The following is a 21721-nucleotide window of genomic DNA, read 5'->3' as shown; positions in this document are numbered from 1 at the left end:
AGCTGTGAAAGGGTCCGCCGATTACAAGACTCATCGACATGGCAATGCGATCATGCGTCGCCAAGCTGCTGGTTTTGTAGCGGATCGGATGGCGCCTCAACCGTGGAATCGGGTTTAGGATACTGTGCCGCGGGGTCCGGTGTCTGGTCCGGCTGGGGTGCCGCGGCGTGGGTCGGAACATGAAAAAAAGAACGGATAAAATCAAGAGGAATGGGTAAAATAGTGGCGGCATGGCTTTCGGCGGCCATTTCCCGCATGGTTTGCAAATAGCGCAGTTGCAGGGCCTCGGGGCGCACGGCGATGATGGTGGCCGCCTGGGCCAGACGCGTGGCGGCCTGGTATTCGCCCTCGGCGTTTATGACCTTGGCCCGGCGTTCGCGTTCGGCCTCGGCCTGCTTGGCCATGGCCCGCTGCATCTCCTGGGGCAGGTCGATGTATTTGAGCTCCACATTGGCGACCTTGATGCCCCAGGGGCCGGCATGCTGGTCGAGAATGCCCTGGACCCGCTCGTTGACCTTGTCCCGGTGGGCCAGGATCTCGTCAAGCTCCACGCCGCCGCAGACGCTGCGCAGGGTGGTCTGGGAAATCTGCGAGGTCGCGTACATATAGTCCTCGACTTCCAGGATGGCCTTGATGGGGTCTACGACCCGGAAGTAGACCACGGCATTGACCTTGATGCTGACGTTGTCGCGGGTGATGACGTCCTGGTTGGGCACGTCCATGGCAAAGGTGCGCATGGAAAGTTTCGTCATGCGGTCGATGATCGGAAAAAGCAGGATGAGCCCGGGACCCTTGGCCCCGATGATGCGGCCGAGCCGGAAAATGACGCCCCGCTCGTATTCGTTGAGCACGCGAAGCGAGGTGGCGAGAATAAAAATGACAATGGCCAGGATGGGGATCAACGTGTACATGGCTCCTCCTTTGCCGGTTGTTAGCGGGCGGTTGCCGGGGCATCGACAACAGCGGTGACGACAAGCGTCATGTCCTGCGCGGCGACAATGCGGACGGATTGGCCGGGCGCAAGCCGGCAGCCGGCGCAACCGGCATCCAGCCGGGCATTCCAAATTTCGCCGTTAACGAATACCTTGCCTGTATCTCCTTCGAAATGGCGCACCGTGGCGTTTTCCCCGACAAGGGCCTCCAGACCGGAGCGGGGCTTTTGCCGTTGGGCCTTGGCCACGATCCAGCCGGCCAAAAGCAGGATCAGGGAGACGCCGGCCACGGTCGGGGCAATGACGGACAAGGGAAGGCCGGCCTGGCCGTTGTGCCGGAAAAGCAGCATGGACCCGATAAAAAGGGCGGCCACGCCGCTGACGCTCAAAAGACCGTAACTGGTCACGTACAGTTCCAGCAGAAAAAGTCCGCCGCCGAAAAGAAGCAGCAGCAGTCCCGTGATGTTGGTCGGCAGGATGGACAGGGCGTAGAGCGCCGGCAGGAGGCACAGGCCGCCGACCACGCCGGGCAGGATGGCCCCGGGCGTGGTCAGCTCGAAGAATATGCCGGCAACGCCGATCAGGAGCAGAATATAGGCCACTTGCGGATCGAGCAGCCAGGTCAGAAAGCCATAACGCCAACCGGGCTCATAGGGCGTGACGACCACCGCGTCCGGGGAAAACCGCAGGAGCTTCCCACCGGATTCCAGGCCGCGCTTGCCGATCTGGGTCAGGAGATCCTGTTGATCAACGGCAATAAAGTCCACGACCCGCTCGCGCACCGCCTCGGCCGCGGTCAGGTTCTCGGCATTGGCGACAAAACGCTGATACCATTTGGCGTTGCGGCCATGGGAAAGAGCCATGCCCCGCACCAGGCTTTCCAGATCGTTTTGAATCTTCTTGTGGAGTGTTTTGTCCAGGTCGCCGCCGCCCGGCCCCACGGGCGATGCGGAACCGATGGTCGTATCCTGAGCCATGGCGGTTATGGCTGCGGCCGCCATGAGAAAGACGCCGCCCGAGGCGGCCCTGGCCCCGGAAGGGGCAATCCAGATGGCAATGGGAACCGGGCTGCCGAGAATGGACGTCACCATGCGGCGCATGGGCTCGATGCCGCCGCCCGGTGTATTGAGGCGCAGCACCAGCAGGGCGGCTCCGCGTTTTTTGGCCACGGCAATGGCGTCGTCGAGCATGTCGACCTGGGCCGGCGAAATGGCGGCGTCCAGAGTCGCCGTGACAACGGTAATCGGCGCTGTTTGCGCCCGGGAAAGGACCGGAACGAAGAGCAGCAGGGCGGCCAGCAGGCAATACGGACAAAGGCGCTTAACCGCAGCCAAGGGCGCTAATGACTTCATGCCAGGCCTCCTTATCGCCGCTGAGGAGGATGTCGGGATCGGCGAGCATGACAAGTTTGAGATCAGGCGGTTGACCATGCCAGGCAGCCGCTATTTCCGGGGCAGGGGCGCCGAAGACCGCCAGGATGGCCGGTTTGAGGAGACGCACTCCGGCCAGGAAAATAGCCGTGTCGCGCGCCTGATCGGAACTTCCCGGCAAACAGGAGGGCCAAAAAGCCACGGCATTGGCTCCGGAAAGCCCGATATCCTGGATGAGCCGCCGCCAAAGCCTGCCGCGTCTGGGATCGGCATGACCGGTCATGTCCAGGGACAAGGCCTCGTAGGTCAGGACAATGCGGGGATGCCTGGGCGCTTTGGCGAAGATCGCGGGCCAGGGTGTGGGCCAGGCAGCCGGGTCCTCGCCGACCTGGACAGGCGCTTGCACGGGCTTAAGCGATTTAACAGGCTCGGGCGCAACATTCGGCGCGGGTTCGGCCTGGAGGGCGGGCTCCCGCTCGGACGCGATCTTCGCGCCCACCCCGGCCAGGGGATCGATATAAAAATACCGGATGCCCGCCTGCTGCCAGACACGAAGCCGTTCCGGCACGTTTAAAAGCGATTCGTTGAGTCCCATATCTTCCAGGCCATTTCCGTTTTCGGCGCGCTTGCCCAGTGTTCGGTGCGGCCATCAGCGGCCAACACAACGGCCTCATTGTCCAGGGCGGCAAACCCGGCATCGCTGCGGCCGATAGGATTGGCCACGATCAGGTCGCAATTCTTGCGCGTAAGCTTTCCCTTGGCGTTTTCCAGTAAATGCTCCGTTTCGGCGCAAAAGCCGACAAGCCTCTGGCCGGGGCGCTTTTTTTGGCCCATTGCCGCCAGGATATCATGTGTGGGGGAAAAAACCAGGGTCAGTTCCTTGCCGGCCGCGGCCTTTTTGAACTTGCCGCCGCCAGGATGGGGGACGGGCGCAAAATCGGCCACGGCAGCGGTCATGACGGCCATATCGCAGTCCGGCCAGACGGCCAGGCAGGCGTCGTGCATCTGGCTGGCGGTCACAACCGGAACAACCGTGACATCCTCCGGAAACCACCAGGAGACGGGTCCGGAAATAACGGTCACCGAAGCCCCGCGCAGCCAGGCGGCCATGGCCAGACAGGCGCCCATGCGGCCGGTGGAGGGGTTGGACCAGAACCGGGCCGCGTCGAAATACTCGCGGGTCGGCCCGAGGCTGACCAGCACCTTCCTGCCGGCCATGTCCTGCGGGGTGAGCGCCTTTAAGATGGCCGTGAAAATGGCCTCCTCGCCGGCAAGCCGCCCCCGGCCGGATTCGCCGCAGGCCATCTCGCCGCATTCGGGCGTCACGCCGACGACGCCCCGCGCAAGGAGGGTTTGCCAATTGGCCTGGGTGGCGGCGGCCTTCCAGAGCCGGGGGTTCATGGCCGGAGCCACGACCATGGTCCCCTCGAAAGCCAGGGCCTGACAGGCGAGCAAATCGCCGGCCAGACCGCAGGACAAGCGGGCCAGGATGTCGGCCGTGGCCGGAACGATGGCCAGCACGTCGGCGGTCTGTGACGGGGCGAGATGGGCGAAATTGGCCGCTTCCGGGGAAAACATGTCGGTGTAGACGGGATCGGCCCCAAGGGCCTCGAAGGAAAGCGGGGTGACGAAGCGTTGGGCGGCCGCGGTCAGGGTCACGCCCACGGAAGCGCCCGAGGCGACAAGCTGTCGCAAAAGGGACAGGGCCTTGAAGGCGGCTACGGAACCGGTCACGCCAAGGTGTACTCGTCGTCCGGAATATCCTTTGAAATCACAATGTGTTGTTGTCATAAGAATTCCCTGCGGCAACGCGGTAATAATCACCGGGATGATGGGGTATACGGCAAAGGCGGGAGAAGCGTAAAGAACGACCGGGAGGTGGTCCATGGACAAGGCGGCCACATTGCTCTTTCAGGGCGCATTGCCGGAGCTGTTGCGAAAGCCCGCCGCACACGGCGAAGTTCTCTATCCCGTGACGCGGCAGACTTCGATCAAGGACGTCATCGAGGCCCTGGGACCGCCCCATACCGAAATCCACGGCATCAGCGCCGACGGCCGGCCGGTCGGGTTCGAACACAGGCTTGCCCCGGGCGAGCGCATCGAAATACGCCCGGCCGAACTCCCCATCGACGTCTTCAGGCCGACCCTGCTGCGGCCAACGCCGCTTCCCCCCGGCCCAAAGCGTTTCGTGGCGGACGCCAACGTCGGGCGGCTGGCCACGCTCCTGCGGCTGCTCGGGTACGACGTGGCCTACGATCGGGACATGGAAGACGGGGAGCTGGCCCGCATCGCCGCGGCAGAAGGGCGCATCGCCCTCTCGCGCGACTGGAGTTGCCTCAAGCGCGCCAAGATCGTCCACGGCCGGCTGATCCGGGCCAACGATCCGCAACAACAACTGCGGGATATCCTGCGCGCCTATGACCTGACGCCGCCCTATGCGGCGTTTTCGCGCTGCCTGCGCTGCAACCGGGTGCTAAGTCCGGTGGAAAAAAAGGACGTCCTGAACCAACTGTTGCCGAAGACGAAACGGTATTACGAAACATTCTCGACGTGCCCGCAGTGTGGGCGCATCTATTGGGCGGGCTCGCATTACGAGCACATGCGGGGCTTTCTTCGGGAGATACTCAAAGGGGAGGGGAAGCTTAGCCGTTAAGCCCCTTGTCGCGGTACAGGGCCAGATGCCACTCGTAAATGCGTTGGGCCATGTCGTCGATGACGTTGTCCGTTATCTTTTTCCACTCGACCTTGCCGGTTTCCTCCTGCCGCACGCCGTTGGCCACAAATTCCAGGCCCAGGGTCATGTCGTGGGAAAGGGGATCGGGCTGCACATTGTTGATTTTGCCGACCAGCCAATACTCGCCGCGCAGCTTGGGTGCGTTCTCCACAAAGGTAAAAAACAGGATGAAACGGTCCCCCTTGTTGGGGGCGAGATCCTTTTCCTTGAGCAAATCCCGTCGCAACAGCAGCCGCAGGCCACCGGCCGAGATGTTTTCCAACTGCGCCAGGGACGCCTTGAAATGGCCGTGGGAGACGGTGGGCTTGGCCAAATCGAAGCCGCCGGCGGCATCGTAACGCCAAAGGGCAATATGGCTGAATTGCTCCAGGGGGGGCTTCATACGCAGGCTTTTGCGGCGCTGGGCCCCTTGCAGGGAACCGGGAAAGGAGATGGCGATCTGGGGAAGCCGTTCCTGTAGGTTGCGGATACGCAGGATGGTCGTATCGAAGCTATAAAAAATTTCCCGGTGTCGGTGCTCGCGTTCAACAATCTTAAAAAAACAGGTGATCGTCTGGCCGATGAATCGTTCCTTGACCGTGGTCAGGCCGCTGAGTTCCAGAACAAGCCCGACATCGTTTAGGGCCATGATGTTGGCCGTGACGCCTGTGATAGTGGTGGTCTGGGAATCGAATTTGACGTGGACCTTCGAGCGCTGGGCCATGGCCTCGTCCAGGATGCCGGCATTGCGCCGATGTTCCTGCTCCTCCTCCCGGGAGATTTTTTTCTTGCGAAGCATGTCCAGCACCATGGCTTGGTATCCAGCTTGATTTATTTTAAATACTTGAGTTTTTGCGCAACCGCCAACGGGTTTGGATAGAGCGTGCGCACCTGCTCGTAATAGGTTCTGGCCGCATCCTTGTCATGCGCGGATTCGGATAATTGCCCCAGGGCAAAGCCGGCCTCACCGCGTACGGAAGCCGGGATGCGCTGATCGGAAAAAAGAGTATGCAAAATCGGTTCCGCTTCACTGGTCCGGTCAAGCTGCATCAAGAGCCGGGCCCGGGACAGATCGCACAGGGACCTGCTCCCGGCATCGGCGATCCGGTCGCGGCAAAGATCGTAGGCGGCAAGGGCTCCGACCGTATCCCGGGCCAAAACGCGGGTATGGGCCAGTTCCAGACAGGCCTTGGCCTGTGCGGCCGCATCAAGGCCGGGCAGGTCGATAACGCCTTGAAACAGTTTCGTCGCCTTGGCGTAATCCCTAAGCTCCAGATGCAACCCGGCGGCCCGCAGCGCCAATCGGGCCTGGGTGGCGACATTCCCGGCGTTTTCGAGAAAAGCGGTTTCCAGAAGAAGCGCGGCTTTGCGCGGAGAGACGCGGATATCCTGGCTGATATCGGCCAGTCGCAGCCAGGCTTCGAGCCGGGCCGCCCCCTTGGGAAAATGTTCAAGGTAGGTCTGGTAATCGTGCTCGGCATCGCCGTAGCGCCCGTCGAGAAAGGCCTGTCTGGCCGTATCGAGAAGCTCCGCCTCGGGCGACCGGACAGGCCTGTGACAGGCGGCCTGGAAGACGAAAAAAAGGATCAGGCCGCCTGTCAGGAAGGGTTTTAGGAAAGCTCGGTGGTTTGACACTGCGTGGGATCGCTCGGGTCGACCAGATCGAATCCCGTGACCGCCACGTCGCCCTCCATGCGTACGAGCATCACGCCCTGGGTGGCGCGTCCAACGGTGCTGATGTCGGACACGGACAGCCGAATGATCTTGTTGGCCGAAGTGAGAAGCAGCAGCTCGTCCTCGGCGCTCACCATGATCGCGCCGATAACCTGGCCGGTTTTCGGCGTCACGCGCATGTTGATGACGCCGGAGCCGCCCCGGTTGCGCAGGGGATAATGCTCGATGGAAGTGCGCTTGCCATAGCCGTGGGCCGAGATGGTCAGCACCTCGCTTCTGGCGTTGCCGGTCATGATGACCCCGGCGGCAACCCGGTCCTGGCCCTTTAAGGCAATGCCCTTGACGCCGGCCGCCGCCCGGCCCGTGGCGCGGATGCCGGAGATGCGAAAACGGTTGGACAGGCCCTGGTTGGTGGCCAGCAACACCTCGGCGTTGTCGTCGATCTCCTTGACCGTGAGCAGTTCGTCGCCATCCTTGAGGGTGACGGCGATAATGCCCGTGCTGCGGCAGTTCTTGTACAGGTCGGTGCAGGAGCGCTTGACCATGCCCTTTCTGGTCACAAAGAGGAAATAGCGCTCGAAGGAGAATTCGCGGATGGCCAGCGCCGTGGCCACGAACTCCTCCTTGTCCATGGGGAGCAGGTTGGCGATATGCGCCCCCTTGGCCGTGCGCTGTCCTTCGGGAATCTGGTGCACGGGCAGCATGAACATGCGGCCGAGGTTGGTAAACAACAGCAGTTGCTGGTGGTTGGTGGTGGCGCAGAAGGACTGGACGAAATCGTCGCCCGAGGTGGACACCCCGGCCACGCCCTTGCCGCCGCGCTTTTGCTGCTGGTAGCTGTCGACCTTGGTGCGCTTGATGTAGCCGCGCCGGGACAGGGTGATGACCACGTCCTCGTCCGGAATGAGGTCGAGGATGTTGATGCCTTCCAGGTCCTCAAGAATCTCGGTCTTGCGCGGGGTGGCGTACTTTTCCTTGATCTCTTTGATCTCGTCGCGGATGACGCCGCGCAGGACTTCCTCGTTTTCCAGGATGCTGCGCAGGTATTCGATGAGCTTTATAAGCTCGTTGTACTCGTCGATGAGCTTTTGGCGCTCGAGGTTGGTCAGGCGCTGCAAACGCATGTCCAGGATGGCCTGGGCCTGTCGCTCGGACAGTCCGAACCGCTCCATCAGGCGCTCGCGGGCCTCGATGGCGTTTTTGGAAGCCCGGATGATGGAAACGACCTCGTCGATGTTGTCCAGCGCGATGCGCAGGCCTTCGAGGATGTGGGCGCGTTCCTCGGATTTGCGCAGGTCGAAGGCCGTGCGCCGCAGCACCACTTCCCGGCGGTGGGCCAGAAAGTGTTCGAGCATCTGCTGGATGTTGAGCGTGGCCGGCCGGTTGTCGGCCACCACCATCATGTTGATGCCGAAAGAGGTCTCAAGGGGCGTGTACTTGTACAGGGCGTTTATGACGATGTCCGGAATGACGCCCTTTTTGAGGTCAAGGACGATGCGGATGCCCTTGCGGTCGGACTCGTCGCGCAGGTCGGACACGCCTTCGATGCGGCCGTCGTTGATGAGCGCCGCGATCTTTTCCACCAGCGACGATTTGTTGAGCGCGTAAGGAATCTCGCGGATGACCACGGCCTGGTGGTCTTTCTTGCGCTCCTCGATCTCGGCCTTACCGCGGATTTTGATGGTCCCGCGCCCGGTGGTGTAGGCATCGAAAAGGCCCTTGCCGCCGTAGATGGACGCGCCCGTGGGAAAATCCGGTCCCTTGATCAGCCCGATCAGATCCAGGATATCGCAGGAGGGGTTGTCGAGCTGATGGAGCAAGCCGTCGCACAACTCGCCCAGGTTGTGGGGCGGGATGTTGGTGGCCATGCCCACGGCGATGCCCGAGGAGCCGTTTAAAAGCAGGTTCGGCACCTTGGTGGGCAACACCTCGGGTTCGTTTAAGGAATTGTCGTAGTTTGGACGAAACCCGACCGTCTCCTTTTCGATGTCGGCCAGAAATTCGCCGGCCAGACGCGACATGCGCACTTCGGTGTATCGCATGGCCGCCGCGGCGTCGCCGTCGATGGAGCCGAAGTTGCCCTGGCCGTCCACGATGGGATCGCGCATGGAAAAATTCTGGGCCATGCGCACCAAGGCGTCATAGACCGACTGATCGCCGTGCGGATGGTATTTACCGATAACGTCACCGACGACGCGCGCGGACTTCTTGTACGGCCGGTTGAACGTGTTGGACAACTCGTGCATGGCGTACAAAATGCGCCGGTGCACGGGTTTGAGTCCGTCGCGTACGTCCGGAATGGCCCGGCCGATGATAACGCTCAAGGAGTACTCCAAATAGGACTTCTTGAGCTCTTCCTCGATGTTGATCACATTACTCACGGTATATCGCCTCCGGCGCGGGCAGGAGGGGCTTTGCCCCTCCTACACCACCCCACCAGGGGCGCTGCCCCTGGACCCCGCCAGGGGAATAATTCCCCTGGACCCTTTAATGGGTTCTATTTATTTTCTATCCTGCGAATTTCCGCAGACCGCATTACCCCGTTAAAAGTCTTTGGAAGGGGGGTCCGAGGGGAAACCTTTCTCCAGAAAGGTTTCCCCCCGGATATTCCCGCCCCTCCCTAAATATCCAACTCCCGCACCGTTAAGGCGTTACGTTCGATGAAGGTACGGCGGCCTTCGACTTTTTCACCCATAAGCTGGTCGAAGATGTCGTTGGCTTCGCCGGCGTCCTGGATGGAGACTTGCAGAAAGCTGCGTTTCTCCGGGTTCATGGTGGTTTCCCAGAGCTGTTCCGGGTTCATTTCGCCAAGACCCTTGTAGCGCTGGATGTTGATGCCTTTTAGGGCGTCGTCCATGAGCGTCTTGTAGAGTTCGAAAAAACCGGCAACCTCCCGGGATTCCTCCTTGCGGGTGATGGTCAGCGGCATCTCCGGGCACTCAGCCAGGAGTTCGCCATAGGTCTGGTGGGCAAAGCGGTAGATCTTGGAGCTGAAAAACTCCACGGCGATGCGATGCCTGGCCTGGTTGGCGGCGATGAAGACGGCGTACAGCCGTTTCTCGTCGTCGATTTCCTCGGTTTCGATCTCGAATTCGAAGCCCTTTTCGGCCAGATACGGCACGAGCCCGGGTGGCAAGGCTTCCTCGGCGGCGAAATCGGACGGCGTCAGGCGATCATAGCCGAGCAGGATGGTCAGGACATCCTCGGGCAGGCCATACGTCGCGGCCTCGTGAATGCGGGCCTCGAGGGAACGGATGCTCTCGAGAAGCGGGGAGAGGGCTTCACCGACAAAGACCTTTTCGCCGGAAGCGACGGACACGTCCTGGCCGATGCGGCCCATGAGGAAAGTGGAAAGCTCCTCGTCGTCCTTGATGAACTTCTCGAAATCGCCCTTGAAGACGCGGTAGAGCGGCGGCTGGGCGATGTAGATGTAGCCGTTGTCGATGAGCCTCTCGTAGCGCCGGAAGAAGAAGGTGAGGAGCAGGGTGCGGATGTGCGCGCCGTCCACGTCGGCATCGGTCATGATGACGATCTTGTGGTAGCGAAGCCGCGCGTAGTTCTCGGTTTCCTTCTCTTCGTCCTCCTCGCCCATGGTCGGCGTCGGGCCCATGGCGGTGATGAGGTTCCGGATTTCCTTGTTGCCGAGCATCTTGTCGGTGCGGGTGCGCTCAACATTCAGGATCTTGCCGCGCAGCGGCAGGATGGCCTGGAAGCGCGGATCGCGCCCCTGCTTGGCCGAGCCGCCGGCCGAGTCGCCCTCGACGATGAAGAGTTCCGATTCCTCGGGGTTCTTGCTCTGGCAGTCGGCCAACTTACCGGGAAGGGAATGGTCGGAGAGCGCGCCCTTGCGCCGCACCAGCTCCTTGGCCTTGCGCGCCGCCTCACGGGCCCTGGCCGCGTCCACGGCCTTTTCCACGATGGCCTTGGCGTCTTTCGGGTTTTCCTCGAAATGGACGTTCATGGACTCGAAGACGACCTTGGACACGATGCCGACCACTTCGGAGTTGCCGAGCTTGGTCTTGGTCTGGCCTTCGAACTGGGGTCCGGGCAATTTCACCGAAATGACGGCGGTGAGCCCTTCGCGCACGTCGTCGCCGGTCAGCTTCTGCTTGAATTTCTTGGGCAGGTCCGACTTTTCGATATAGGTGTTGATGGCCCGGGTGAGCGCCATTTTGAACCCGGCCAGGTGGGTGCCGCCTTCGCGGGTGCGAATGTTGTTGGCGAAGGTCAGCACCTCTTCCTTGTAATTGGCGTTGTATTGCAGGGCGAAGTCGGTGACGACGCCGTCGATCTCGCCTGTGCCGTCGATGATGTCGTGGATGGTCTGCTCGCCGGCGTTGAGGTCGGCCACGAAGCGCCTGAGCCCACCGTCGAAGCGGTAGGTGACGCGTTCGTTGCTGCGCTCGTCGCGGAAGTCGATCTCCAGACCGCGATTGAGGTAGGCCAGCTCCTCGAAACGCTTGACCAGGGTTTCGTGGGAGAACTGGTTGGTCTCGAAGATCTCGTCGTCGGGCTTGAAGCGGATGGTGGTGCCGGTGGAATCGGCCTCGCCGATCACGGTCAGCGACGTAACCGGTATGCCGCGCTCGTAGCGCTGCTGGTACTTCTGGCCGTCGCGGCGCACCGTGACCTCGAGGTATTCCGACAGGGCGTTGACGACCGAAACGCCGACGCCGTGCAGGCCGCCCGAGACCTTGTACGTTTCGTTGTCGAACTTGCCGCCGGCGTGCAGCACGGTCATGACCACTTCCACGGCCGGGCGGTGTTCCTTGGGGTGCATGTCCACGGGGATGCCGCGGCCGTTGTCCGAGACCGTTACCGAGTTGTCCAGGTGGATGGTCACGACGATGCGGTCGCAAAACCCGGCCATGGCTTCGTCGATGGAGTTGTCCACGACCTCCCAGACGAGGTGATGCAGGCCCCGGCCGTCGGTCGAGCCGATATACATGGCCGGGCGTTTGCGTACGGCCGAAAGCCCCTCCAAGACGGTGATGGAACTGGCGTCGTAGGCCTGGGGGCCGTGGGTCGCCTGGGGCGTGTTGTCCTGACTCATGCGATGTCTTCCTCGCTATAGTACGTCTCTTCCACAATTTTCATGGGCATGATGATGACCAGGCAGTCGCCGTCTTCCTCGCCGGTGATGCCGCAGGGCCCTTCGGCGCCGGTCATGGCCAGACTGACTTTGGGCGAATGGAAATGCCCGAGGATGTCGAGCAGGTCCTTGGTGGGAAAGGCCACCTTGTCCAGGCTGCCGGTAAAGGCGCATTCCAGGGTTTCGGTGGCCTCGCCGGCCTCCTGGCCCTGGCTGCGCAGCGACAGCTCCGTCGGGCCGTCGAACAGGAAGTAGGCGCACCGGTTGTTGTCGGTGTTGAAGATGGCCACGCGCTCCAGGGCGTCCATCAGCTCGTCGCGATTGATGGTGAGCGTCGAGACGCCGTCGGTGGCCAGTTTGGACACGAAGGTGTTGTAATCTGGGTACTGATAGTAGCTTAAGGGCAGGCTGAACGTCTCGATCTTGGGCGCTATGGCCTCGTTTTCCGCGTCTTTTTCCTGGGTGCGGAAGAAAAGCCGCTTTTGGCTGATGGCCAGTTCGATCTCGTCGGCGGAGAGCCAGCGCTTGAGTTCGGCCACGTATTTCTTCTGGATGAGGATGCCGTCGGCCGGCAACATGGCGTGGATATCGTCGTTTAAAAAGCCGACCAGGGAGAACTGGTGGCCGTTTAGGCCGCAGACCTCGACCTTGGCCTCGTCGGCGGGTTTTAAGACCATGCAGGCCATGGCCTCCATGGTGTCCTCGTCGGAAATGCAATAGACCACCCGGTCGATGAGTTCCTGGAGGAAGTCGCCGGACCAGGTGACCGCGCCTTCCTCGGGAAAGGGCGAGAAATTCTGAAACCAGTTGCGGTCGGACACGGGCAGCTTGTACCGGCGCGAGCCCTGCTTGATGAGCAGGTTGCCCGACTCGGCGTCGAGGGTGAGCCCGATTTCCCCCGGAGGAAGTTTCCTGACCAGCTCGAAGAAGCTTTTGCCCTGCACGCCGCAAAGCCCTTCCTCGGTCACCTTGGCCGCATACTGGCCGGTGAATTCGAGGCTCGAGTCCGTGGACAGAATGCGAAGGACGTCGCCTGTGGCCTCGAGCCAGATGGTGCGCAAAAACGCCGCCCCGGTCTTGGCCGGGATGATGCCCGAGGATTTTTGCAGGCCGTCGATGATGTCGTTGCGGAAAACCTTAAGTTGCATGCGCGTCTCCTTGGCCGGCGCGAAACGCACGCCGTCTTTTATCAAACAAAGGGAAAGAATTTAGTTGGATCAGTAGAAGGCTTTTCGTTTGTTCCATTATGTCATAACGTCTTGTGATTATATCGAAAGAAAAGGAAACGCAAAGCGTCCTTCCGGCGACGGAGGGAGCCGCGCCGCGCACTTTGCGTCATGCCGGGCCTCCTTGGCGGCACTTTTTCGTCAACTGGCGGAACATCAGTTTCGTATCTCTGTCAGCATCCTGTAATTGCTGAAATTTTCGGATAGAATAGAGCACCGTGCTATGGTCTTTGCCGCCGAAAACCTTGCCCAGGGCCGGGTAGGACATGCCGAGCAGGGAGCGGCAAAGGGTCATGGAGGCCTGGCGGGCGAACACCAGCTCCTTACGCCGGGAATGGCCGGTGATGTCGGCCACGCTCAGTTCGAAGTGGTCGGCGCAGACAGCCAGGATGCGCTCCGGGGTCAGTTCCGGGGCCTTGCGGTCCTCGGACAGGCGGATATGGCGCGTCAGTTCCGCGTCGGTCAGTTCCTGGCCGGTGTGGCGGCGGAAGGCCTCGATGCGCAGCAGCACCCCTTCGAGCTGGCGGAAGCCCTCGAACCGGCTGGCCAGGGTGAGCGTTTGTTCGCGGGAAAGCCCCAGGCGCTTGTCGCGGTTGGCGTGCTCCACGCAGCGCACGCGCACGTCGAGGTCCGGGAGCTTCAAATGGACCATGAGCCCCCATTCCAGCCTGGATTTGAGGGTGGGGCCGAAGTCGCCGGAGGCCACGCGTTCCCGGCAGGAAAAGACCATCTGCTTGCCCGCGTCGTGAAAGGCGTTGAAAAGCAGCACCAGTTCCTGTTCCAGGATGGGGTCGCGTTTGACGTCGGCCAGCTCGTCGATAAAAAGGAAATCATGGGCCGCGATGGCGGCGCGGATCTCGTGCAGATTGGCCGTGGCGTCGGCATAGCGGTTGCCGATGTCGTCGATGGAGCCGAAAAAAACCGTGGCGTCGGGGCGCGAGCGGCTCACGGCATTGGCCATGGCCCGCAGCAGATGGGTCTTGCCGGCGCCGGACGGGCCGCACAGCAGGAACGGGTTGTAGCGCACCTCGCGTCCGCCGGCTACTTCCCGGGCCAGGGCCAGGGGAAAGTGGTTTTTTTCGTTGGCCAGAAAGGTCTCGAAGGTGAAGCGGTGGCCGTAGGGAAAATCCGTCACCGCCCGCAGGGTGGCCAGGGGCTGGCGCTTGTCGCCCCCGGCGCAGCGCGTCTGGTAGCGCACGGCGTAGCCGTTGCCGAGAAACCGGCCCACTTCCTTTTCGAAAAGGTCCCTGACGGAGGTTTCGAACCAGGCGGCGAAATAGGCGTGGGGAAAGCGGACGAGGCAGCAATGCTCCGACGCGCTGACCGAAAGGTCGAGCGGATCGTACCAGCGGCGCAGTTCCTGGTCGGGGCAGGTGCGCGACAAATGCTGTCGGAGGTCGTCCTTGAGCACGCCGCCACCGGAATCGAGCACAGGCACGGGCTTCATCGGTCCGCTTTAAATTTTACAGGCATATTGGTGTGTTGGGTACGATATCCAGGCCTCTCCCCCAGGCCGCCAGGAAATGCCTTTATAGCCTAGTTTTGCTTTGAAGCCAAGGGGGGACCTCACCGTGTTGCCAATAAGGCCGAAATGGGCCAAATAGAGCCCCTGCCGGCCGCAAGGCGGGACAAAGGGAGAGTCGCCATGACCCATGAGGTGAAAAAAACCGTCGCGGAGATCAACAAACGCATCGAAAAGGGCAAGGCCGTGGTCTTGACGGCCGCGGAAATGGTCGATGCGGTAAAGCGCCTGGGCAAGGTCAAGGCGGCCAGGGAAGTGGATGTCGTGGCCACGGGCACCTTTTCGCCCATGTGCTCGTCGGGCATGCTTTTCAATTTCGGCCAGGAAGCGCCGACCATAAAAGCCCAGAAGGTCCGGCTCAACAATATCCCGGCCCATGCCGGCCTGGCCGCCGTGGACGCCTACCTCGGCGCAACCGAGCTGCCCAAGGACGATCCCCTCAATAAGATCCATCCGGGCCGGTTCAAGTACGGCGGCGCCCACGTCATCGAGGATCTCCTGCGCGGCAAGGCGGTCAGGCTCTGGTGCGAGGCCTACGGCACGGACTGCTATCCCCGCCGCAGCCTGGAAAAGGACGTGACGCTCGCCGACCTCAAGTATGCGGCGCTTTTAAATCCCCGCAACTGCTACCAGAACTACAATGTGGCGGTGAACCTCACCAGCCGCATCGTCTATACCTACATGGGGCCGCTTAGGCCAAACGCCCAAAACGCCAATTTCGCCACCGCCGGCGAGCTGTCGCCGCTTTTCAACGACCCGTATTTGAAGACCATCGGCCTTGGCACGCGCATCTTTCTCGGCGGCGGGGTGGGCTACGTCATCGGAGCCGGCACCCAGCACGACCCCAGGCCCAAGCGCAACGAACGCGGCATTCCGCTTTCCGCCTCGGGCACGCTCATGCTCAAGGGCGACCTCAAGGGCATGAACCCGCGGTACGTGCGGGCGGTGTCCGTGCTCGGCTACGGCGTGTCCATGGCCGTTGGCGTGGGCATTCCCATTCCTATTTTAAATGAGGACATGGCCTTTTTCACTGGCGTTTCCGACGCCGATATCGAAATGCCGATCAAGGACTACGGCCACGACTATCCCAACGGCATCGGCCGGGTGCTCGGCTACGTCACCTACGCCGAATGCCGCTCGGGCCAGGTGGTCGTAAACGGCAAGCCGACCCAGGCCGTGCCGGTCACGAGCCTGTCCATGTCCTTGGAAGTGGCGCAAACGCTCAAATCCTGGATCGAACAGGGCAAGTTCCTGCTGACCGAGCCGGTGGAGCGTATTCCCTCGGAATAGGGCGGATGTAGGGGATTGCGGCTGGACAAGTCGCGCATCCTTTGCTACGGCATCGAGTTCTTTCATCAGACAGGAGGGTACGCCATGTCCAAGCATAAAAAGATCGAGCGCCACAAGGAACTGGACCGTCGCCGCAAGCGCCGTAAGGAACGCCTCAAAGAGCGCGTTCGCCAGGCCATCGCCGAAAAAAAGGCCTAGCGCCTATTTTTTAGGAAAAGATGCCGGGGGGAAACCTTTTTGAAAAAAGGTTTCCCCCCGGACCCCCTTTCCCAAAACTTTTGCTAGGTTATGATGTTCGTGCGATAACATCAGCCACAGTTGAAAGTTTAGGAAGGGGAGAGCGCGAGAGGGGAGAACCCTTTTCAAAGGGTTTCCCCTCTCGCATTGCCTTTTCAAAAAGCACCGGAGGGGCTCCCATGCCCTTGTATGAATACGAATGTCCGGCCTGCGGCCGGGTGTTCGAGGAACTGCGCCGGGCCGGCGACGACAGTGACGCCGTCTGTCCGCAGTGCGGCAAATCCGCCCCGCGCATTGTCTCCCTGTCCGCCTTCGCGCTCAAGGGAACCGGCTTTTACGCCACCGATTACGTGAAACGCCGCCCCGGCTCCTTCCAAAAGGACGGCAAGGGCACCATCAAGGGCGCCACCGTGCCTATCCCCCAGCTTGCCCGCGATCCGTCCGTTCCTTTGTCCGAGGAAGAAGAGGAGGGCGACGGCCAATCCCCCGAATCCGGCGGCGACGCCAAGGAGAACGCATGATCGAGCGTTACACCAGAGAGGCCATGGGCGCGCTGTGGACCCTGGAAAACCGCTTCCGGGCCTGGCTCGAGGTGGAGCTGGCCGTGTGCGAGGCCTGGACAGAGCTTGGCCGCATCCCGGCGGCGGACATGGATAGCATTCGCCAGAAAGCCGATTTCGACGTCAACCGTATCCTGGAAATCGAGCAGATAACCCGCCACGACGTCATCGCCTTCCTGACCGCCGTGGAAGAGCGGGTGGGGCCGGCCGCCCGGTTCATCCACCTGGGCTGCACCTCGTCGGACATCGTGGACACGGCCAACGGTCTGCTGCTCGGCCGGGCCGGGGACATGGTGCTCGCCACCATCGACGGGCTGCTGACCGTCATTCGCGATCTGGCCATGCGCTACAAGGGCCAGCTCATGATCGGGCGCACCCACGGCGTCCATGCCGAACCTCTAAGCTTCGGCATGAAGATGGCTTCCTTTTACGCCGAATTCACCCGCCACCGCGAACGCGTGGCCACGGCCACGGCCGGGGTGAAGGTGGGCAAGATTTCCGGGGCCGTGGGCGGCTACGCCCACCTCGACCCCAAGGTCGAGGAAATCGCCCTGAAACGGCTCGATCTGGCCGTGGACCCGGTTTCCACCCAGATCGTGCAGCGCGACCGCCATGCCGCCTTTTTCACCGCCCTGGCCCTTTTGGCCGGCGGGGTGGAGCGCATGGCCACCGAACTGCGCCACCTCCAGCGCACCGAGGTGCTCGAGGCCGAGGAAGGCTTCGCCAAGGGCCAGAAAGGCTCGTCGGCCATGCCCCACAAGAAAAATCCCATCTCGGCCGAGAACATCTGCGGCCTCTCGAGGCTCGTGCGCAGCAACGCCCTGGCCGCCATGGAGAACATGGCCCTCTGGCACGAGCGCGACATCTCCCATTCCTCGGTCGAGCGGGTCATCATGCCCGACTCCACCATCCTGGCCGACTACACCGTGGCCCGGCTGACCAAAATTTTGAAGAATCTCAAGGTCAATCCGGACAACATGGCCCGCAACATGATGGCTTCCTACGGGCTTTTCTACTCCCAGCGCGTGCTTCTGGCCCTGATCGAGACGGGCCTGGACCGGCAGAAGGCCTATGAGGCCGTGCAGAAGGTGGCCATGGCCTGCTGGGAAGGCCGGAAGTCGTTTCCGGACGCGGTGCGCGCCGATCCGGCCATAACGGCCAGATTGACGACCGGAAACCTCGATGCGCTCTTTGATCCGAACTATTATCTCAAACACGAAAATTTGATTTATTCCCGCGTGTTCGGCAGTATTGCCTGATCGGTTCCGGGTTTGCCGGGACGCGCCGGATCGCGACAGGACGTGAAAGCGCCGGCGGCCGTCATACGGCTTGGCGAAACGCTTTCCAAACCGGCCCGTTATCTGGTACGAAACGGATAATCGGGCAAGACGGGGAATCTCATGTCGTTTGCGTGCGGGGAATTGGATGCCGGGGCCATGCGTGGTCGTCTGGCCGCGTTGCTTCTGGAAAAATCCTACCGGGCCGGCGAAGTGACCCTGACATCGGGCCGCAAAAGCGATTACTACTTCGACTGCAAGCAGACGGCGCTGTATCCCGAAGGGGCCTGGCTTATCGGGAATCTCCTTTTCGATCTGCTGCCCCAGGGCATTGTCGGCGTCGGCGGCATGACGCTGGGGGCCGATCCGCTGGTCACGGCGGTCAGCCTCGTCTCCCATCTGCGCGGCCGGCCCATGCCGGCGTTCATTGTGCGCAAGGCCGCCAAGGGACACGGCACCAACCAGTTTCTGGAAGGCCTTTCCAACTTCCGCCCCGGGGATAAGGTCGCCTTGCTCGAGGATGTGGTGACCACCGGCGGCACGCTCATGACGGTCATCGACCGGGTCCAGGACGCGGGGCTTTCGGTCGGCGCCGTGGTCACGGTGCTCGACCGGGAGGAAGGCGGGACCGAACGCCTGGCCCAACGCGGGTTTCCGCTTCTTTCCATCTTCACCCGTCATGCTCTGCTGGCGGCGGCTGGCTCCCAACAGGGCACATGACGCGAGAGGCCATGAAGCGCATTGGCCAGATCATAATCGTCGCCTGTCTGCTGCTGGTTTGCGGCGGCCGGGCGAGGGGCGAATGGACGGCGGACATTGTGGACATGGATTCCACGCCGCCGCGTTTCGTGGCTGTCGATAAAAAAGCCCAATCCTTCGCCCTGCTCTCCCGCCACAGCCCGCTTCGGGTCCTGGCGGAGATTCCCTGCGCCACGGGGCAGGCCCTGGGCGACAAGTTCAAGGAAGGCGATCTCAAGACCCCGGAAGGGGTCTATTTTATTACCCGGCGCAAGTCTTCGGGCCTCAACTACGAGCTTTACGGCGATCTGGCCTTTCCGCTCAATTTCCCCAATCCGGCCGACGTGTTGCGCCGTAAATCCGGTCACGGCATCTGGATCCACGGCCGGGGCCATCCCATCACCCCCTACGAGACCCAGGGCTGCGTGGCCTTAAGCATGGCCAACATCCACCAGGTGGACCCGGAGCTGGCCGAGGGCATGCCCGTGGTCATCGCCGATCAGGTGCGCTTCGGCGGCCGGGACGCGGCCAAGCTGCGCGAAGAGGCCAAGGAAGTGGTGGCCGACACCTACGCCTGGGCCAAGGCCTGGCAGAATAAATCGCCGGCCTTTTTCGATTTCCACGACCCGGAAAAGTTCTCCATCACCGAGGGCGCGCCTTTTTCCGCTTTTCGCAGCCACAAGGAACGCCTGTTTCGGGTTCTGCCCTGGATCAAGGTGGATCTCTCCGACGTGCGGGCCATTGCCGGCCCCGATTACTGGGTCACCTATTTCGTCCAGCTCTACCGCTCGCCGACCCTGACCTCCCAGGGCATAAAGCGCCTGTACTGGCAGCGCGGGGCCGACGGCCGCTTCCGCATCGTCGGCATGGAATACGAGGAGATGCCCGTCACCCTGGCTTCGGCCAAGACGAGCGGCAAACCGGCTTCCCCCGACGAGGCGGACACCGATACCCGCAAGCCCGACAGCCCGAGCGAGGAAGAGGTGCAGGTCCGCCAGCTCGTGGACGCTCATCAGGCGATCATGGAAAAGACGGCCCGCAAGGCCTTCAGCACGCTGTCGCTGCCCCCCCAGCACACGCCCGAGGATGAGGCCATCCTGGAAGTGGCCAACAGCGGCCAGGTCAACCAGCCGACGGGCGCGCCCGTGGCCACGGACGCCATGCGCCAGGTGCCGCCCGCGCCTGCGGCTATTGCCCAGGCCCCGGCGACCCCTGCCAAGCCGACGCCCGTTCCCGCGCCGGCCGTGGCGGCCGCGCAGGCGCCGCCCGCGCCTGTCACCGTGGCCGTGGCCACGCCGGCCCAGGCTCCGGTTGCGGCCAAGGACCGCCAGGAAGCCGCGCCGGACGCGTCCGCCGGGCCCTGGGCTCCCGCTCCCGCCGCCAAAGCGGCCGGTCCCGCGCCCCTTGACGCCGGACAGACCGCCCGCATCGCCGCCATGGTCGCAGGCTGGAGCAAGGCCTGGGAGAATGCCGACATGGACGGGTATCTGGGTTTTTACGCCGATGGCGCGCGTCTGGGGAACCTTCGCGGCAAGGACGCCATCCGCCGCCAGAAGGAAGGCGTGTGGCGGGGAGCCAGGCCCGAGCGCGTGGACATGCGGGTCGTTGCCGCCGGCAAGGCGGCGGATGGTTTCGACGTGGTGTGCGCCCAGGTCTATCAGGCCAAGGGCCGCCGGGAGAGCAAGGGCTTCAAAAGCCTGACCCTGGTGCCGTCGGGTGATCGGCTGCTCATCAGTGCCGAACGCTGGTCCAAGAATCGTCCGGAAGTGCCGACCGCCGCTCCGGTGACGGTTGCCGCGACGACGGCTCCGGCCGCTTCGGCCGCGCCCCAGGCGGCGACTCCGGCCAAGGCTCCGGCCAAAGTCACGGAAAAGGATCGGGAAGCCGCCGTGGCCTCCATGGTTGAGTCCTGGCGCAAGGCCTGGGAAAGCGGCAGGCTCGACGCCTACAGCGATTTTTACGCCGATAACGCCGTCCAGGGCGATCGCCGCAGCCGGCGGGCTATCCGCGAGGACAAGGCCGATCTGTGGAAGGACAAGGCCCCGAGCAAGATCGTCTTGTCGGATGTTCGGATACGTCCCCGCAAGGACGGATTCGTGGTCACCTGCGTCCAGGATTACGCCAGCAAGGACGGCGGGTCGGATCATGGCCGCAAGACCCTGACGCTCGAGCCGTCGGGCAACGGTTATTCCATTGTCGATGAACAGTGGAGCCGGATGTAGATGGCGGCCGGCGGCAAGATAGATATCCTGCTTCTGCGCGATGGGGCCGGCGTGCGCCGTTACCGGACCTCGGTGTGGCTGTTGCGCTGCCTGTGGCTCGTTCCCCTCGGTTTATTGCTTCTTTTTGCGGCGGCTGTTGCCGTGGCCTACCATCTGCGCCAGGACAACCTGCTTTTGGCCCGGCATCAGGCCGCCACCAGCAAGGAACTGGACGCAGCCGGCGAAAAGCTCATCCGTCTGGAAAATATCGAAAAAATTTTGCGTACCCGGGATATCACCGAACTTGAGACCCTGATCGGCTCCTACAATCCCGACGATCCCGGCTGGTGGAAGCCCCGGTCCGGGGCCGGAGGGGAAGTTTCCAAAAACGGCGGCAAGGAGCGCGAACCCGCCAAGTCGGAGCGCCCGGATCTGGCCAAACTGCTGACCCGGGTGGATGCGGGGCAGATCGGGATCGACAATCTGCGCGTGAAGGTCGAGGGGAAAAAACTGCTGCTCGATTTCGATCTCAGCAACGTCACCCCCCAACAGACCAACCTTTCCGGCCGCGTCGAGGCGGCGCTCGTCGGCAACGACGCCAGCCTGCTGCCGCTTACGGCCGACAAGGACGAACTGTCCTTCCAGATCCAGCACTTCAAGCAGATGTCGGCCAGCCTGCCCCTGCCGCAAAAAGTTTCCCCCCGGGACGTCTACGCCCTCAAACTCACCGTGCTGGACCCGGCCGGCAAGATCATCTTCGCCCAGACGTATCCAATGAAGGAGTGAAGAAGTTTAAGAGCATGAAGAAAGTGCGAGAGGGGAAACCCTTTTGCAAAGGGTTTCCCCTCTCGCACTCTCCCCTTCCTAAACTTTTTACCTGTTCATATGG

Annotated in this window: 17 protein-coding genes; 7 read left to right on the top strand and 10 right to left on the bottom strand. The window is 62.3% G+C overall.

The window, feature by feature from the left end:
• Nucleotides 1–50: 50 nt before the first annotated feature.
• The 4 genes from ACMZ6R_RS13110 to coaBC are packed head-to-tail and all read right to left on the bottom strand — an operon-like array spanning nucleotide 51 to nucleotide 4093.
• Nucleotides 51–911 carry a slipin family protein gene (locus ACMZ6R_RS13110; RefSeq protein ID WP_416112140.1) on the bottom strand — a complete coding sequence of 287 codons (861 nt, stop codon included), beginning with the start codon at nucleotides 909–911 and terminating at the stop codon, nucleotides 51–53.
• Nucleotides 912–931: 20 nt separating this feature from the next.
• Nucleotides 932–2284 carry an NfeD family protein gene (locus tag ACMZ6R_RS13105; protein WP_416112138.1) on the bottom strand — a complete coding sequence of 451 codons (1353 nt, stop codon included), beginning with the start codon at nucleotides 2282–2284 and terminating at the stop codon, nucleotides 932–934.
• Nucleotides 2253–2897: a hypothetical protein gene (locus ACMZ6R_RS13100; protein WP_416112136.1), complete on the bottom strand. Its 645-nt coding sequence runs from the start codon at nucleotides 2895–2897 to the stop codon at nucleotides 2253–2255. The genes ACMZ6R_RS13105 and ACMZ6R_RS13100 overlap by 32 nt, the downstream gene beginning before the upstream one ends.
• Complete coding sequence (coaBC, locus tag ACMZ6R_RS13095) at nucleotides 2873–4093, bottom strand: bifunctional phosphopantothenoylcysteine decarboxylase/phosphopantothenate--cysteine ligase CoaBC (RefSeq protein WP_416112134.1); 1221 nt, start codon at nucleotides 4091–4093, stop codon at nucleotides 2873–2875. The genes ACMZ6R_RS13100 and coaBC overlap by 25 nt, the downstream gene beginning before the upstream one ends.
• A 94-nt stretch (nucleotides 4094–4187) precedes the next feature.
• Here coaBC and ACMZ6R_RS13090 point away from each other — a divergent pair, with 94 nt between their 5' ends.
• Nucleotides 4188–4955 (top strand): Mut7-C RNAse domain-containing protein, encoded by a 768-nt coding sequence (locus tag ACMZ6R_RS13090; protein ID WP_416112132.1) that lies wholly within the window; start codon nucleotides 4188–4190, stop codon nucleotides 4953–4955.
• Here ACMZ6R_RS13090 and ACMZ6R_RS13085 read toward each other — a convergent pair.
• From ACMZ6R_RS13085 to ACMZ6R_RS13060, 6 genes are all read right to left on the bottom strand, one after another.
• Nucleotides 4945–5826, bottom strand: a complete 882-nt coding sequence (locus tag ACMZ6R_RS13085; protein WP_416112130.1) for a pilus assembly protein PilZ — start codon at nucleotides 5824–5826, stop codon at nucleotides 4945–4947. The two genes, ACMZ6R_RS13090 and ACMZ6R_RS13085, sit on opposite strands and share 11 nt — an antisense overlap.
• Before the next feature lie 20 nt (nucleotides 5827–5846).
• Nucleotides 5847–6650 (bottom strand): hypothetical protein, encoded by an 804-nt coding sequence (locus ACMZ6R_RS13080; RefSeq protein ID WP_416112128.1) that lies wholly within the window; start codon nucleotides 6648–6650, stop codon nucleotides 5847–5849.
• Complete coding sequence (gene gyrA / locus ACMZ6R_RS13075; protein ID WP_416112126.1) at nucleotides 6626–9070, bottom strand: DNA gyrase subunit A; 2445 nt, start codon at nucleotides 9068–9070, stop codon at nucleotides 6626–6628. The genes ACMZ6R_RS13080 and gyrA overlap by 25 nt, the downstream gene beginning before the upstream one ends.
• Before the next feature lie 239 nt (nucleotides 9071–9309).
• Nucleotides 9310–11742, bottom strand: coding sequence for a DNA topoisomerase (ATP-hydrolyzing) subunit B (gene gyrB, locus ACMZ6R_RS13070; RefSeq protein WP_416112124.1), 2433 nt, complete (start codon nucleotides 11740–11742; stop codon nucleotides 9310–9312).
• The gene (gene dnaN, locus ACMZ6R_RS13065; RefSeq protein WP_416112122.1) at nucleotides 11739–12929 is read right to left on the bottom strand and encodes a DNA polymerase III subunit beta; all 1191 of its coding nucleotides are present in this window, start codon (nucleotides 12927–12929) and stop codon (nucleotides 11739–11741) included. Before dnaN ends, gyrB begins: the two co-directional genes overlap by 4 nt.
• A 187-nt stretch (nucleotides 12930–13116) precedes the next feature.
• Nucleotides 13117–14454, bottom strand: coding sequence for a DnaA ATPase domain-containing protein (locus tag ACMZ6R_RS13060; protein ID WP_416112120.1), 1338 nt, complete (start codon nucleotides 14452–14454; stop codon nucleotides 13117–13119).
• Between the two features lie 198 nt (nucleotides 14455–14652).
• On the opposite strand from ACMZ6R_RS13060, the gene ACMZ6R_RS13055 reads away from it, so the two are divergent.
• The 6 genes from ACMZ6R_RS13055 (at nucleotide 14653) to ACMZ6R_RS13030 (ending at nucleotide 21618) form a co-directional block, all read left to right on the top strand.
• On the top strand, nucleotides 14653–15819 hold the full coding sequence (locus ACMZ6R_RS13055) for a homocysteine biosynthesis protein (RefSeq protein WP_416112118.1): 1167 nt from the start codon (nucleotides 14653–14655) through the stop codon (nucleotides 15817–15819).
• A 416-nt stretch (nucleotides 15820–16235) separates the two neighbouring features.
• Nucleotides 16236–16577 (top strand): FmdB family zinc ribbon protein, encoded by a 342-nt coding sequence (locus tag ACMZ6R_RS13050; protein WP_416112116.1) that lies wholly within the window; start codon nucleotides 16236–16238, stop codon nucleotides 16575–16577.
• On the top strand, nucleotides 16574–17875 hold the full coding sequence (purB, locus tag ACMZ6R_RS13045) for an adenylosuccinate lyase (protein WP_416112114.1): 1302 nt from the start codon (nucleotides 16574–16576) through the stop codon (nucleotides 17873–17875). The genes ACMZ6R_RS13050 and purB overlap by 4 nt, the downstream gene beginning before the upstream one ends.
• A gap of 141 nt (nucleotides 17876–18016) precedes the next feature.
• Nucleotides 18017–18613: an orotate phosphoribosyltransferase gene (gene pyrE, locus ACMZ6R_RS13040; RefSeq protein ID WP_416112112.1), complete on the top strand. Its 597-nt coding sequence runs from the start codon at nucleotides 18017–18019 to the stop codon at nucleotides 18611–18613.
• A gap of 11 nt (nucleotides 18614–18624) precedes the next feature.
• Nucleotides 18625–20853, top strand: coding sequence for a L,D-transpeptidase family protein (locus ACMZ6R_RS13035; protein ID WP_416112110.1), 2229 nt, complete (start codon nucleotides 18625–18627; stop codon nucleotides 20851–20853).
• Entirely contained in the window at nucleotides 20854–21618 is a 765-nt protein-coding gene (locus ACMZ6R_RS13030; RefSeq protein ID WP_416112108.1) for a hypothetical protein, read from the top strand.
• Nucleotides 21619–21721: the final 103 nt, after the last annotated feature.

This window comes from Solidesulfovibrio sp. C21, from assembly GCF_047785625.1.
Lineage (GTDB): Bacteria > Desulfobacterota > Desulfovibrionia > Desulfovibrionales > Desulfovibrionaceae > Solidesulfovibrio.
Note: the sequence above shows the minus strand (reverse complement) of the source record. Positions and strands in the feature narration are given on the sequence as shown.

Coding starts and splice junctions, on each gene's coding strand:
- ACMZ6R_RS13110 (WP_416112140.1), bottom strand. CDS start 911: ATGTACACGTTGATCCCCATCCTGGCCATTGTCATTTTTATTCTCGCC.
- ACMZ6R_RS13105 (WP_416112138.1), bottom strand. CDS start 2,284: ATGAAGTCATTAGCGCCCTTGGCTGCGGTTAAGCGCCTTTGTCCGTAT.
- ACMZ6R_RS13100 (WP_416112136.1), bottom strand. CDS start 2,897: ATGGGACTCAACGAATCGCTTTTAAACGTGCCGGAACGGCTTCGTGTC.
- coaBC (WP_416112134.1), bottom strand. CDS start 4,093: ATGACAACAACACATTGTGATTTCAAAGGATATTCCGGACGACGAGTA.
- ACMZ6R_RS13090 (WP_416112132.1), top strand. CDS start 4,188: ATGGACAAGGCGGCCACATTGCTCTTTCAGGGCGCATTGCCGGAGCTG.
- ACMZ6R_RS13085 (WP_416112130.1), bottom strand. CDS start 5,826: ATGGTGCTGGACATGCTTCGCAAGAAAAAAATCTCCCGGGAGGAGGAG.
- gyrB (WP_416112124.1), bottom strand. CDS start 11,742: ATGAGTCAGGACAACACGCCCCAGGCGACCCACGGCCCCCAGGCCTAC.
- dnaN (WP_416112122.1), bottom strand. CDS start 12,929: ATGCAACTTAAGGTTTTCCGCAACGACATCATCGACGGCCTGCAAAAA.
- ACMZ6R_RS13060 (WP_416112120.1), bottom strand. CDS start 14,454: ATGAAGCCCGTGCCTGTGCTCGATTCCGGTGGCGGCGTGCTCAAGGAC.
- ACMZ6R_RS13055 (WP_416112118.1), top strand. CDS start 14,653: ATGACCCATGAGGTGAAAAAAACCGTCGCGGAGATCAACAAACGCATC.
- ACMZ6R_RS13050 (WP_416112116.1), top strand. CDS start 16,236: ATGCCCTTGTATGAATACGAATGTCCGGCCTGCGGCCGGGTGTTCGAG.
- purB (WP_416112114.1), top strand. CDS start 16,574: ATGATCGAGCGTTACACCAGAGAGGCCATGGGCGCGCTGTGGACCCTG.
- pyrE (WP_416112112.1), top strand. CDS start 18,017: ATGTCGTTTGCGTGCGGGGAATTGGATGCCGGGGCCATGCGTGGTCGT.
- ACMZ6R_RS13035 (WP_416112110.1), top strand. CDS start 18,625: ATGAAGCGCATTGGCCAGATCATAATCGTCGCCTGTCTGCTGCTGGTT.
- ACMZ6R_RS13030 (WP_416112108.1), top strand. CDS start 20,854: ATGGCGGCCGGCGGCAAGATAGATATCCTGCTTCTGCGCGATGGGGCC.